Below are 12,883 nucleotides of genomic sequence, written 5' to 3'. Positions count from 1 at the left end.
CTCCTCGTCCTGTCGAGGCCGGCTCAGCGCGCGCCGGCCAGGTCGCCCGTGGCGGCCAGCTGCCTACGAGCCTTGATATGTTCGGCCGGCCGGTTGATCGATTCGACGCCGACCAGTCGGTCTCCGCGGAAGCAGGACACGGAGAACCGGCCCTGCTCCTGCTCGCCGAGCACCTCGACCCGGTCGTGTCCCGTAGTGATCCCGGCGATCTGAATCTTGTCCGAGTACTGATCGGTCCAGAACCACGGGACCGCGCGATACGGCTGAGCGGCCAGGCCGTCGCCTGCGATGTACTGGGCCACGCACTTGGCCTGGTCGACCGCGTTCTGCACCGATTCCAGCCGCAGCGGGTCGGCGGCGTATGGGCTGGGGAACAGGGCGCAGTCGCCGATCGCGTGGATTGCGGGGTCGCTGGTGCGCAGGTATTCGTCGACCACGACGCCGTCGGCCACGGCGAGCCCGGCCGATTCGGCCAGCGCGGTGTCCGGCAGCACGCCGATGCCGACCACGACCAGGTCCGCGGGCACGTTCTCGCCGCCGGCCAGCCGCACGCCGCGCAGCGGCCCGTCCGGGTCGCCCTCGATCGCCTCGACCCGCCTGCCGAACAGGATGCTGACGCCGCGGCCGCGGTGCAGCCGGGTCACGTGGCGGGAGACCGGCGCCGAGACCGCGCGGGCCAGAACCCGGTCGAGCGCCTCGATGACGGTCACCTCGTGGCCTGCCGTGCGCGCGGCGGCCGCGACTTCGAGGCCGGTGAAGCCCGCGCCGATCACCGCGACCCGCCGCGGCTCGGCCAGCCGGTCGCGCAGGCTGCGGGCCTCGGCGAGGGTGCGCAGCACCAGCACGTCGGAGTGGTCGGCGCCGGGCACCGGCAGGCACCGCGGGATGCTGCCGGTGGCCAGGACCAACCGCTCGTAGAGCAGAGCGGCGCCCGAGTCGAGCACGACGACCCTGTGCGCCCGGTCGATCCCGACGGCCCGCGTGCCGGTTCGAAGATCGATGTTCTGGGTCTGGTAGAACTCCGGCGTGCGCAGGGCGAGGGCAGCCGCGTCGGCCTCTCCGTTGAGGTACCGCTTGGACAGCGGCGGGCGGTCGTAGGGCGGGTGCGGCTCGGCCCCGACGAGGGTGAGCGGACCGTCGAAGCCCGCCTCCCGCAGCGAGGCCGCGACCTGCATGCCGCCCTGCCCCGCGCCGACGATGACGATCGGCGTTCCGGCCATGTGTCAAACCTGCTTTTCCGGGAGGAGCACCACCAGGGTGCTCAGTTCGTCGGTGATCGGCAGCTGGCAGGAGAGCCTGCTGTTGTCGCGGCGCGGACTGGCGGTGCAGTCGAGCAGCTCGTCTTCGTTCTCGTCGGCCGGCGGGAAGGCGATCGGGCAGTGCTCGACGTACACGTGGCAGGTGGCGCAGATGCCGTCGCCACCGCACTCGCCCTCGATGCCCTCCACGCCGTTGGCGAGGGCGCCGCGCATGACATTGCTTCCGGAGGGCACGTCCAGCACGGTCGTGGTCCCGTCCGGGTGGCGGTAGGTGATCGTGGCCATCAGACCTCCGGGAGCTTCGCCGACGCGGCGGTCGGGTCCGAGAACTTCGCCGGCGGGTTCGAGCCCCGCCGGCCTGGTGCGGCCTCGGCCGAGTCACCGTCCGGGTCCGAGCGGCAGTGCGGCCGCGGTCAGCGCGCCGCGTTACCAGGCGACCGGCATCTCGTAGACGCCGTACATGACGTTGCCGTCCTTGTAGCGCAGCTCGTTCCACGGCTTGGCCAGCCGCAGGTTCGGCAGCCGCCGGAACAGGGTGCTGATGACGATGGCGAGCTCCACCCGCGCGATCTCCGCGCCGATGCAGTGGTGAATGCCGTGCCCGAACGCGACGTGGTTGCGCGACTCCCGGTCGATGTCGAGGGTGTCGGGCTCGTCGAACACGGCGGGGTCCCGGTTGGCGGCCATGCCGAGCACGATGATGCCCTCGCCCTTGCGCACGGTGACGTCGCCGATCTGCATGTCCTCCAGTGCGACCCGGGACGTGGCCAGGTCGCCCGGGGAGAGGTAGCGCAACAGCTCCTCGACCGCGGCCGGGACGAGCGACGGGTCCGCCTTGATCCGCTCCAGCTGGTCGGGGTGTTCAAGCAGCGTCATGGTGCTGAGCGCGATCATCGCGGCACTGGTTTCGTGGCCGCCGTTGAGCAGCAGGCGCGTGACGTTGCACATCTCTCTGCGGTCGTAGATCCCCTCGGCGCGATACTTGGCGATCATCCGGCTGATCAGGTCGTCGCCGGGCTCCTGCTCCTTGCGCTCTACCAGTTTCTGCAGGTACTGGCCGAACCCGGTGATCGCCCGCTCGCGGTCCTCGGCGGTACTGCCGCCGCCGAACAGCACCTCGGTGAAGGAGTGCAGGGTCGCCTGGTCCTCGTTCGGCACCCCGAGGATGCCGCAGACGATGGTCAGCGGGACCTTCAGCGCGACCTCGTGCACCAGGTCGGCGGGCGAGCCCTTGGCGATCATCGTGTCGATGCACTCGTCGACGATCTCCTGCATCCGCGGGCGCATGTCCAGCACCCGCTTCTTGGTGAACTCGCCGGACAGCGCGGCCATGCGCCGGTGCAGGGTGTGCTTGGGCGGGTCCCAGCCGATGAAGGAGCAGTCGGTCTTGAACTGCTCGGGGATCGGAATGTAGTACGGGAAGCCCTCGTGGGCGCGGTCCGAGCTGGAGCGCGGGTCGGTGAGTACCTGCTTGACGTACTCGTAGGAGGTGACGACCCACGCCTCGCGCCCGGTCGCCAGCTTCACCCGGGCCACCGGCTCGCTCTCGCGCAGCGTGGCGTACTGCTCGGGCGCCTTCATCGGGCAGCCGCGGAACCAGGGGAACAGCGCGGTCTCAGATGCCGTCTCGGTCAAGGCTGGTCCTTTCTCTGGGTGGGGCCGTCGGCCAAGCACGCTGCTTCAGCGCGGCCCGGTTCTGTTCGAGGTGCCGTTCCATCCGCGGCGTCCGCGGCGAAGCCCGCGCGCTGCGCGCTCCAGGCGGGCTGCTCGGTGATCTGCACGACGGCGGCGCCCCAGCTGTATCCGGCGCCGACCGAGATCAGGACACAGTGATCGCCGGGCCGGGCCGCCCCGGTGGACACCAGATGGTCGAGGCCGGCGAACTGGTCGGCGGCGCCGAGATGGCCGACGGTGCGACTCCACTCCCAGGTGGTGCGTTCGATGGGGATGCCGTACTGGTGGAGGTAGATGGATTCGATCCGGCGCCGGCCGAAGTGCGGCAAGATGATCCACTGCGCCTCCTCGAGTTCGAGCTCCGCGTCGGCCAGCGCCTCCTTGACGACGGCGCGCTGACCGGCCGTGGTGCGTCCGATCGCGAAGGAGAGGCCGTAGCGGCTGGTGAAGAAGCGCTTGGCGGCGGCGAAGTCCACGGGAGTGCGGATGCTCAGCGGAGCCGGGCTGAACGGCTCCTCGCCGCGGTGCATCTCCTCGAGTTCCGAGTCCGCGGTGACCGCCACCGAAAGCAGCCGGGCGAAGCCGCCGCGCCGGGAGAGGACCAAGGCCGCGGCGCCGTCCGCGTACGGCGTGCCCGGATCGGTGCGCCAGCGGTCGATCCCCGGAGGGCAGAACCTGTCGGCGGCGGTCAAGAGCGCATCCGCCCGGTGTTCGGCCCGGCGAAGGTAGGCGCAAGCCAGGTCGAGCGCCGCCAGGCCGCCGTTGGACATCTGCCGGATCTCGACCGCGAGGCACTGATTGCGCACGGTCTCGCGCTGGATGTAGGAGGCCACCGGCCACAGGTCTTGGCCCTGGTGGTAGGTGTCGGCGTGCAGGATGAGCTCGATGTCGTCGGGGGCTGATCCGGCGCGGCGCAGCGCGTCACGGGCCGCGCAGACCGCCATCTCAGCTGCCGACTCGTCGGCCGAGATGCAGACCGAGACGGCTCCCGTACGCGCGACCAGCTGCGGATCGCACTCGCCTGAAGCGACGGCGTCCTGCACCATCAGCCGCGCGGGCAATCGCACGCCCGTGCCTCGGATGTAGACGTCTTCGATTCTCACCAGCGCTCCCCGGATCGACGGTTCGGTGCCGGCAGCGTGCGCGGATCGGCTCGACGCACGGTGCAGCCGCGCCGGAGAGCGGATCGACCGCGGCGGGCGCGGCATCCCGGGCGCCGCGGGTCGATCAGGCGTCCGGAGCGGCGGCGCACTCCATCCCGGCTCCACCGCGCGGCGAGTTCGGCGCGGGAGCATCGCGGCGCCCTGTACCGCCGATCCGGGAGGTTCCCTTGTCCACCTCGTCCTGGCAGGCGGAGCCGGACGCCGACGCGGCGTCGGTTCCACCGGTGCGCAAGCATGTGACGGTTCCGGTCCGCGCCGAGCGCGCGTTCGAGATCTTCGCCGATCGCCCCCTCGGCTGGTGGCCGGCCAACCACAAGCTGGTGCCCGGCCGGCGGATCCGGATCGAGTTCGAGAAGCGGCCGGGCGGCCGGTGGTACGAGGAGGACGCGGACGGCGTCGTCGCCGACTGGGGCCGGGTCCTGGCCTGGGAGCCGCCGGTTCGGATCGCGCTGTCCTGGCGGATCGACGGGCGCTGGCGGCCGATCGAGGACGACGAAAGGGCCAGCGAGATCGTGGTGTCCTTCACCCCGGACGGTCCGCACCGCTGCATCGTCGAGCTGTCGCACGAGAAGCTCCACAAGCACGGCGAATGGGCCGCGTCGATGCGCGCGGCGCTGGATGGTCCCAGCCCCGGTGAGACCCTGGCGAAGTTCGCCGCGCTCGTCGATCAGGTGCTGGCCGACGCGGCAGCGCTCTGATGACTCTGTTTCAATCCCCTGAGACGTTGAATACGAGCGCGCTGTTCGACGAGGTGACGATAGGCGATTTGAAGCTGGCCAACCGACTGGTCATGGCGCCACTCACCCGGAGCCGCGCGAACGCGGACGGCACGGCGAACGCGCTGATGGCCGAGCACTACAGCCAGCGTGCCGCCGCCGGCCTCATCGTGAGTGAGAGTGCTTATGTATCCGCGCAAGGCAAGAGCGCGATCAAAACTCCCGGTCTGCACACCGATGCGCACATTGCATCGTGGCGGCAGGTTACTGATGTCGTACACGCCCGAGGTGGACGCATATTCGCGCAGCTCGTACACGCCGGGAGGGTGAGCCACCACGATCTGCAACCAGACGGGGGCGCACCGGTGGCGCCCTCGCGGATCGCGGCACGCGCGAAGACGTTCACCGCGAGCGGTATGGTGCCGTGTCCTGTTCCACGCCCGCTCACCGGCCGGCAAATCCAGGCCGCGATCGGTTCCTTCGCCCATGCCGCGCAGGCGGCGGCGCACGCGGGTTTCGACGGTATCGAGCTGCACGCGGGAAACGGCTACCTGGTCAATCAATTCCTGGACTCCGCCGCGAACCAGCGCTCTGACCGCTACGGCGGGAGCGTCGCCAACCGGATCCGATTCGCGCTTGAGGCGCTCGAAGCGGCGGCCGGCGCGCTCGGACCGCAGCGGGTCGGGATCCGGATCGCGCCGTGGAACGCCGCGTTCGGCATGGAGCCCGACGATGACGACGTCTTGTACCCGGAACTGGTGCGATCGCTGCCCTCGGACCTGGCGTATCTGCACGTACGGGAGGTCGGCGACCGACCGCTGACCCAGCGGCTGCGCGAACTGTGGCGCGGCCCGCTGATCCTCAATCCCCATCCAGGCGGCCCCGAGGCCGGAGCGGCCACGGTCGAGCAGGCGTGCCAGGCGCTCTCCTGCGGCATGGCGGACGCCGTCTGCCTCGGCACGCTGTTTCTCGCCAATCCCGACCTCCCGGCGCGTATCGCGGCCGGCGGTCCGTATAACGAGCCTGATCCGACGAGCTTCTACCAAGGCGGCGCGGCCGGCTATATCGACTACCCGCCGCTCGTGCAGCCGGATCTGACTCCGGCTCAAGCGGCCTGACGCACAGTGTGCGCATGACTTCCGTCGGAGTACCTCAAACGGTGAAAAGCCTCACCTGGCGCTGGATCGCGTACGGTCTCGGCGCCGTTGGCTCAGCCATGGCGATAGGGCGGATCCCGCTCGAATTCACGATGCACGCCCTGCACTTGGAGCCTGAAGGCGGCGCGGCCGGGCGAACGGCTCACCACAGCGCCAAGCAGGACTGAGCAAAGCCTGGCGGCGCTACGCGGCGCGCGCCGATCGGACCCCGACGGCTCGACGGTCGTCGATCCGGTCCAACCGGCAATCAGGCGCATAGGCGGCCGCTTCCAGGAATGCCACCGCGTGGCCGAGTCCGGATCGCGCGACGCGCGCCGGCAGCGCGGCGGGCTGGAAGTCCACTCGCGCGATCCACGACGGACCGGGCACGATCGAGAAGCTCAACGGGAAGGGCTTCGCATCAAACATACTCAACGTACTGATGCGGATACCGAGCCGTGGCATGACCGGTCCGATCGGCTCGGGTTCGAGTACCGCGACAGTGTCAGATGCGCGCCGTTCGGCGTCCCAGCACGGATCGGTCCGGTCGCCGCGCCGGCGTGGAGCGCTGTCGATGGTGTGCCGTGATGCGGCGCGCAGCAGGTCGCCGGGCGATCCCTCGGCTTCCACGCGAACCGTCGCGGGCAGGATCGCGCGCGTCACATCGAGCGCCGTGGGATCGTGCGACGAACCGGTTCGCGGCACGGTCACCGTCGCCCCGAAGACGACGTCCCGGCGTCCCGTCAATCGGCTCAACGCGAACGCCCACGCGGCGTGCACGACGCTTTCCGCGGCGACCCCCAACTCGGCCGCACGCAGCTCAATACGCCTTGTCAGCTCGCGCGGCAGTTCGCGGGTCAACCGAACCGGGTCCTCGGTGCCGCACGGGGCAGCGAGATCGAAACCGCGGTGCGCGTCCGTTTCCAGGCGCTGATCCGCGGCGCGGAGCGTGGTCCTGGCGGGCTCGGCGGTCCGGCCGTCGAGCGTGCACTGCCGAGCGGTGCCGCGATCCGTGCCCTCATTGCCCCAGCCCGCGCGGAACGCGGCGAGCACGGCGCGAATCAAGGCCGCGTGAGACCAGTCGTCAAGGAGCAGGCGATGACTCGTCACGGCCAAGCGCCGCTCCCGATCGCCGGTGCGAATCAACAGGAGCCTGACAAGCGGCGGCGCGCCGAGGGCGAACTCTTCGCAGCGTTCGTGCTCCTCGAGCCGCGATGCCGCGGCTTCCCGATGCCCCGCCGGGTATTCGCGCAAGTCCACCGCGCGCAGCCGCGGTACCGCGTCACGTCGCTCGACGGATATCAGGCTGCCGTGCGCGGTACGGCCGAATCCGCGCAGGAGGTGGGGGTGCGCCCGGAACACGGTGTCAACGGCCCGCTGCAACGCTGCGACGTCCGCGAATCCGCTGATCTCGAGCACCGTTTGGACCGGCGGCCAAGCACTACCCATCCGACCACTGTGCTGACAGCTCCTCGATGACGCCTCGACAGCGTCTCGGCGACAGGCCTGGGATGGGTTCTCGGCCTGCGGTTAGGCCCCTGCGGCAGGTGACGCGGTGCCGGTCTCCTGGTCGTTCGGTTTCGGGATCTCGGACGCGATCACGGTGGCGGCTACGGCCCCGTCAGGGTCCTTACGCAGCCGCGCGACGACCTTCGCGCCCGGCACGAGCTGGGCGCGCGTGAAAGGGCGCGCGGCGGTGCCGAACCGCGTCTCGGAGGTGATGTGTACGACTACTGTCTCGCCTCGCGCGGTCGTTGCGGTGAAGGAGTCGGAGCCGACGGAGGTGACCGTGAGACGCGCGTTGACGGCCTTGCCGGCTTTCGCCGCCTTCGGTCCGGGCGAGGCGGGGGCGCTCGCCGACGGCGTCCCGGCCGCGGCCGCCGGTGAGCCTCCGGACGAACCGGTCACCGCCCACACGCCCGCGCCCACGCCGATGACGAGCGCCGCGACGCCGCCGAACACGATCGCCGAACGCAGCCGGCGACGCGGCGCGCGTGAGGCCGCCTCGTCGAACGGCATCGGCGGCACGACTTGGTTGTACTCCTGGTATGGCAGCGGAGGCTCCGGCGGGAAGTAGGCGCCGCCATACGTTTCCGCGCCCGGTCGGATCGGCCCGGCGGATTCGCTCGCGAGCTGCTCGGGGAACGGCTCCTGCTCCGCGCGTTCCTGCGCCCGCCGCGCTCGGAAGGCGTCGAAGGGGTCGACGGAGCCGGCGCCGTCCGGCTCGCCGGGAGCGGCGCGCGTCTCGCCGTACGGATCGTGTTCGTCGTAGTCGGGCACGGTGGCCTTCCCGGAAATCGGTGGTCCTCTCCGGCTAGTGCACCGTGCCCGACATAAAGATGACGTCAGTGCGCGGTCTTGCGCTCCGCGAGGTGCGCCGCGATGCGCTGCGCGGGACTGGGCGGTCCCGCTGTGTGCGGCGTCGCGGTCCCCGGGTTCGGCTGGCTGAGTGCGAACGGGTCGCCGAGGGGCGTCTCGAAGGTGCCGCTGAACACGTTGGTCTGCGGCGCGTTCAGCGTCGTGGAGAAGAACGGCCGCACCGCGTCGAACCCGGCGGCGGCCAGGCCCTCGTAGTCGCCGAGGAAATGTCCGCCGGCGCTCGGCGCGAGCAGCCAGTCGAAGTCGGGCGCGATGCGGCGCTCGACCGCGTCGTGCTGGTGGCCGCGCGGGAAGGAGTAGAGCCACGTGGAGGTCGGCAGCGTGGTGGTGTTGCCGGGCTTCAAGTCACGCACGTCGTAGTACGTGACGCTCACGGTCCCGGCCGGGTCCACCGCGATCGACGGCGTGTACGAGGGAGCCTGCGGTCCGTGGCTGATGCGGACGGGAGCGGACCAGGAGCGGCCGTGGTCGCTCGAGTGCACCAGTTCCACCTGGTCGGTCGCGCCGCCGGTGAAGGTGGTGCCCTCGAAGGCCAGGTAGAGCTCGCCGGTCACCGGGTCGATCGCCACGTTCGGCAGGCCGGAGCCGGTGCGCAGGAACTTCGTCGGGTCGTTCGGGTCGACGTCGCCGACCGAGGTGTCCGCGGTGATCCTGGACGGCGCGGACCAGGTGCGGCCGCCGTCGGTGGAGGTGATGAAGGCGTAGTGCGCGTCGATCACGCCGTCGGTGTTCGGATCGGTGTACGTGATCTGATCGAAGAAGTCGTACAGGCGCCCGGAGCGGCCGTCGGCCACGATGATGTTGCCGATCGTCTGCATGTTCGGTGTGACCGAGGTGTTCACCAGCACCCGGGGCGCGGACCAGGTGCGGCCGTGGTCGTGCGTGATCGAGATGTAGGCGGGCCCGTCGAAGGAGATCGCGTGGCCGCTCGCGTCGAAGGGCTGGTCGAGCCGATCCCAGACCTGGTACGCCGTTCCGGGCCGGCGCGGATCGGCGGTGACCGAGTTCTTGTCGTTGAAGTGCGCCGTGTCGTCGTCGGCGATCACCGGCTGGGCGAACTTCCAGGTGCGCCCGCCGTCGAAGGAGGTCGCGGCGCCCAGGCCGTTGCGGTTGTCGGCGTCGTCGAACTCCAGGCCGCTGGAGTACGCGGCGCCGTCCGGGCCGAAGCTGACCCAGAGGTCTGAGACGCGCTCGTAGTTCGTGCCGCCGGGCGCGCCGCAGGTGCCGAAGGGCAGCAGCCCCTCCGCGTAGTGCACGCCGTCGCGGGTCCACACCACGCCGCCGGCGTGCGCGCCGCCGTCGGTCCACCGGTCCTGCTGGAAGACTCCGATGGCCTGGTGCGCGTTCCAGGGGTTGACCGCGATGTAGGGCTCCACCTCGGTGTTCGGGAAGTTGGTGCCGCTTTCGGCCCCGGCGGTGCACGCGGCGGTCGGATCCCCGGATGAGGCCTGCACCAGGCCCGAGCCGGTGTGTGCCCAGGCTGCGGTCGGCCCCAGAGCAAGCGGCGCGGCCGCCAGGATCACTGCCGCCGCGCGTCGTCGTGCTCGCATCTTCGCTCCCTTATGCCCGACAGGTTCACTGAGGGTTCTTGCTCACCCGACCACCGTAACGGTCGATCACGGGATGGCAACCCTACGAGCAGGGCGAATCGGCGAACGGCATAGATCCTATGAATCGCCTTTGTTAGGGAGATTGACAAGGGAGCTAACGGCCCATACGGTCCCTACCGGCGCCACACATCCGATGTATGTCGTGATGGCTCCCGCGCGCTGCTCTGCCCGGCGCGGGCGCCGTGGAGGAAACGTATGCCCTTGTCCCGCTCCTTGACTCTCGCGGCCGCGGCGTTGCTGGCCGCGGCTTCTCTATCCCCTGCCGCCAGTGCGGCTACGGCCACCGCGCCCGCGACGATACTGTTCGCCTCGCCCGAAGGCTCCGGCTCATCCTGTGCGCTTTGGCAGCCCTGCTCGATCGACGCCGCGCAGATCCGCGTGCGCGCCCTCGACCAAGACATGCGCTCGGATATCAGGGTCGAGCTATTCGGCGGCACCTACCGGCTGTCGGCCCCGCTTCAACTCGACGCGCGCGACTCCGGGACCAACGGCCACAGCGTCGTGTGGGCTGCCGCGCCCGGAGCCAGGCCCGTGCTCAGCGGCGGCGAGCGGATCACCGGCTGGCACCAGTCAGATCCGTCGAAGAACATCTGGTCCGCGCCCGCTCCCGCCGGGCTGCAGACGCGCCAGCTCTACGTCGACGGCGTGCGCGCCGATCGGGCCAGCGGGCCGCTGCCGGTGCACCTGACGAAGACCACCTCGGGCTATACCGCCGACTCGGACGCGATGGCGAGCTGGCGCAACCCGAGCGATATCGAGTTCGTATACAGCGGCGGCGCGCCCTACTGGTCGCTGAAGACCGGCGGCGAGGGCGCCTGGACCGAGCCGCGCTGCCCGGTGGCCGCGATCTCCGGCACCGGCATCAGCATGGCGCAGCCCTGCTGGAACAACTCCACGCTGCGCATCCAGCGCACCGACGGCTCCGGCCGCAGCTACAACCTGGTGCACAACGGCAATCTCGGCAACGGCTCGATCCCCGCCTACGTCGACAACGCCTACGAGCTGCTGGACCAGCCGGGCGAGTGGTACCTGGACCGGTCGGCCGACACCGTCTACTACATTCCGCGCGCCGGGCAGAACCTGCGCTGGTCCGACGTCGAGGCGCCGGTGCTGCAACAGCTCGTGGTCGGTCAGGGCACTACGACCGCACCCGTGCACGACATCACGTTCTCCGGCATCCAGTTCTCCTACGCGACCTGGCTCACGCCGAACACCGGCGAGGGCTTCAACGAGATCCAGGCGAACTACACCCTCACCGGGCCGCACGGCTACGACCAGGAGGGCCTGTGCCAGTTCATCGCCGGCGGCACCTGCCCCTACGGCGCGTGGACCAAAGAGCCCGGCAACCTCAGCTTCGGCTATGACAGCGACATCCGCTTCGAGAACGACGCCTTCGTGCATCTCGGCGCCGCGGGCCTCGACCTCGGCGACGGCTCCCAGAACGACACCGTCGCAGGCTCCGTATTCACCGACATCTCCGGCAACGGGCTGGAGATCGGCGGCGTGGACATCCCCGAGCCGGCGGCGCAGGCCGACCACACCTCGGGCGTGCAGGTGCTCGACAACCACCTCTACAGCCTGCCGGTCGAATACCACGGCGGCGTGGCGATCGACGTCGGATACGCCGAGCACACCCTGATCAGCCACAACCAGATCGACCACACCGCGTACACCGCGATCTCGCTCGGCTGGGGCGGCTGGCCGGACAAGATCAAGGTGCAGGCGACGCCGAACTACTCGAACGGCAACACCGTCTCAGACAACTACATCACCGACGCGATGCAGTTCCTCGCGGACGGCGGCGGGATCTACACCCAGGGCATCACCGGCAGCTCGATGGACACCGGCGAGCACCTGACCGGCAACGTCATCACCGACACGCTGGACAACGGCCACGCGATGTACTGCGACAACGGCTGCACCTTCTGGACGGCCAGCGGCAACGTGCTGACCGGCAACGTGTCGAACGACTGGGGCGCCCGGCACACCGACTACCGGCCCGGCGCCAGCGGCCCCGATCCCCTGCTGGTGAGCGGCAACTACTGGTGGCAGGGCGACCGCGATTCGGCGGACGGCAACGCGGTCGTCTCCGGCAACCACGTGATCCAGAGCGTTTCGCAGGCTCCTGCGTCGATCGTGCGCGCCGCGGGGCTCGAGCCGCGCTACCGGTGGATCCTGGCCGAGCGCTTCGGCGCCAGCGTCCCCGAGGCGCCGGGGCAGGTGGCCGCGTTCGCCGCGAACGGCACCGGGTACGTCGGCTGGAACCCGACCTTCGTCGACAACGGGCTGCCGGTCACCTCGTACACGGTCACGGCCTCTCCCGGCGGCGCGAGCGCGACGATCTCGCCGGCCGACCTCGCCAAGATCGGGTACACCACCATCAGCGGCCTGACGAACGGAACCCCGTACACGTTCACCGTCACCGCGCACAACTGGATCGGCGACAGCGCCCCCTCACTGCCGAGCGCCGCCGTGACGCCCGCAGTGACGACGACGGCCGTGCCCGGTGCGCCGACCTCGGCCAGCGCCGATCCCGGCGACGGCACGGTCAGCATCCACTTCACTCCCCCGGCCAGCACCGGAGCGACACCGATCATCGGCTACACGATCACCGCGCCGGGCATCGCGCCCGTTCACGTGACAGGGCACGACTTCCTGTGGGCGGGCAGCGGAAACGGCCTGTACACGGTGGTCAGTGGTCTGACTAACGGCACCGCGTACACGTTCCAGATCACCGCGGACAACGCCGTCGGATCGAGCGCCCCGGCGTCAGTCACGGCGACGCCTGGTCCGACGCCGTGACGTCATAGCCCGTATTCGGACCGTGGCTCCTGGCAATCGTCGATTGCCAGGAGCCACTGCCCACCTCTTGCGCCGGCGGCGACTGATCCGGTACAACGTTGAAAGCTCTGACAACGTTGTCATGCTGCCGAACAACACCGGGAG

The 12,883-nt window shown here is 70.2% G+C and carries 10 protein-coding genes; 3 read left to right on the top strand and 7 right to left on the bottom strand.

What is annotated here, in order from left to right; all coding sequences use genetic code 11:
• Positions 1–23: 23 nt before the first annotated feature.
• From VFB40_RS05120 to VFB40_RS05105, 4 genes are all read right to left on the bottom strand, one after another.
• The gene (locus VFB40_RS05120) at positions 24–1,220 is read right to left on the bottom strand and encodes an NAD(P)/FAD-dependent oxidoreductase (protein WP_324848116.1); all 1,197 of its coding nucleotides are present in this window, start codon (positions 1,218–1,220) and stop codon (positions 24–26) included.
• A 3-nt stretch (positions 1,221–1,223) separates the two neighbouring features.
• Entirely contained in the window at positions 1,224–1,544 is a 321-nt protein-coding gene (locus VFB40_RS05115; protein WP_324848115.1) for a 2Fe-2S iron-sulfur cluster-binding protein, read from the bottom strand.
• 141 nt (positions 1,545–1,685) lie between these two features.
• Positions 1,686–2,894, bottom strand: coding sequence for a cytochrome P450 (locus VFB40_RS05110; protein WP_324848114.1), 1,209 nt, complete (start codon positions 2,892–2,894; stop codon positions 1,686–1,688).
• Positions 2,891–4,036, bottom strand: a complete 1,146-nt coding sequence (locus VFB40_RS05105; RefSeq protein ID WP_324848113.1) for a ketoacyl-ACP synthase III family protein — start codon at positions 4,034–4,036, stop codon at positions 2,891–2,893. Before VFB40_RS05105 ends, VFB40_RS05110 begins: the two co-directional genes overlap by 4 nt.
• Before the next feature lie 227 nt (positions 4,037–4,263).
• Between VFB40_RS05105 and VFB40_RS05100 the strand changes: the two genes are divergently transcribed.
• Both VFB40_RS05100 and VFB40_RS05095 read left to right on the top strand, forming a co-directional pair.
• Complete coding sequence (locus VFB40_RS05100; protein WP_324848112.1) at positions 4,264–4,794, top strand: SRPBCC domain-containing protein; 531 nt, start codon at positions 4,264–4,266, stop codon at positions 4,792–4,794.
• Positions 4,794–5,930 (top strand): alkene reductase, encoded by a 1,137-nt coding sequence (locus VFB40_RS05095; protein WP_324848111.1) that lies wholly within the window; start codon positions 4,794–4,796, stop codon positions 5,928–5,930. The genes VFB40_RS05100 and VFB40_RS05095 overlap by 1 nt, the downstream gene beginning before the upstream one ends.
• Positions 5,931–6,152: 222 nt before the next feature.
• On the opposite strand, the gene VFB40_RS05090 is transcribed toward VFB40_RS05095, so the two are convergent.
• The 3 genes from VFB40_RS05090 to VFB40_RS05080 form a co-directional block, all read right to left on the bottom strand.
• Positions 6,153–7,397, bottom strand: a complete 1,245-nt coding sequence (locus VFB40_RS05090; protein WP_324848110.1) for a condensation domain-containing protein — start codon at positions 7,395–7,397, stop codon at positions 6,153–6,155.
• Between the two features lie 81 nt (positions 7,398–7,478).
• A complete protein-coding gene (locus VFB40_RS05085; RefSeq protein ID WP_324848109.1) occupies positions 7,479–8,228 on the bottom strand; it encodes a hypothetical protein in 750 nt (249 codons plus the stop codon).
• 65 nt (positions 8,229–8,293) lie between these two features.
• Positions 8,294–9,877, bottom strand: a complete 1,584-nt coding sequence (locus tag VFB40_RS05080; RefSeq protein ID WP_324848108.1) for a sialidase family protein — start codon at positions 9,875–9,877, stop codon at positions 8,294–8,296.
• A gap of 255 nt (positions 9,878–10,132) precedes the next feature.
• On the opposite strand from VFB40_RS05080, the gene VFB40_RS05075 reads away from it, so the two are divergent.
• Positions 10,133–12,739 carry a fibronectin type III domain-containing protein gene (locus tag VFB40_RS05075; RefSeq protein ID WP_414642042.1) on the top strand — a complete coding sequence of 869 codons (2,607 nt, stop codon included), beginning with the start codon at positions 10,133–10,135 and terminating at the stop codon, positions 12,737–12,739.
• Positions 12,740–12,883 lie beyond the last annotated feature (144 nt).

Source organism: Actinocrinis sp. (genome assembly GCF_035650855.1).
GTDB lineage: Bacteria > Actinomycetota > Actinomycetes > Streptomycetales > Catenulisporaceae > Actinocrinis.
The sequence above is the reverse complement of the archived record's forward strand: the minus strand, read 5'-3'. Positions and strand labels throughout refer to the sequence as shown.

What these genes read in the sequence shown, in the direction of transcription:
- VFB40_RS05095 (WP_324848111.1), top strand. Translation starts at nt 4,794, where the DNA reads ATGACTCTGTTTCAATCCCCTGAGACGTTGAATACGAGCGCGCTGTTC.
- VFB40_RS05080 (WP_324848108.1), bottom strand. Translation starts at nt 9,877, where the DNA reads ATGCGAGCACGACGACGCGCGGCGGCAGTGATCCTGGCGGCCGCGCCG.
- VFB40_RS05075 (WP_414642042.1), top strand. Translation starts at nt 10,133, where the DNA reads ATGCCCTTGTCCCGCTCCTTGACTCTCGCGGCCGCGGCGTTGCTGGCC.
- VFB40_RS05115 (WP_324848115.1), bottom strand. Translation starts at nt 1,544, where the DNA reads ATGGCCACGATCACCTACCGCCACCCGGACGGGACCACGACCGTGCTG.
- VFB40_RS05120 (WP_324848116.1), bottom strand. Translation starts at nt 1,220, where the DNA reads ATGGCCGGAACGCCGATCGTCATCGTCGGCGCGGGGCAGGGCGGCATG.
- VFB40_RS05090 (WP_324848110.1), bottom strand. Translation starts at nt 7,397, where the DNA reads ATGGGTAGTGCTTGGCCGCCGGTCCAAACGGTGCTCGAGATCAGCGGA.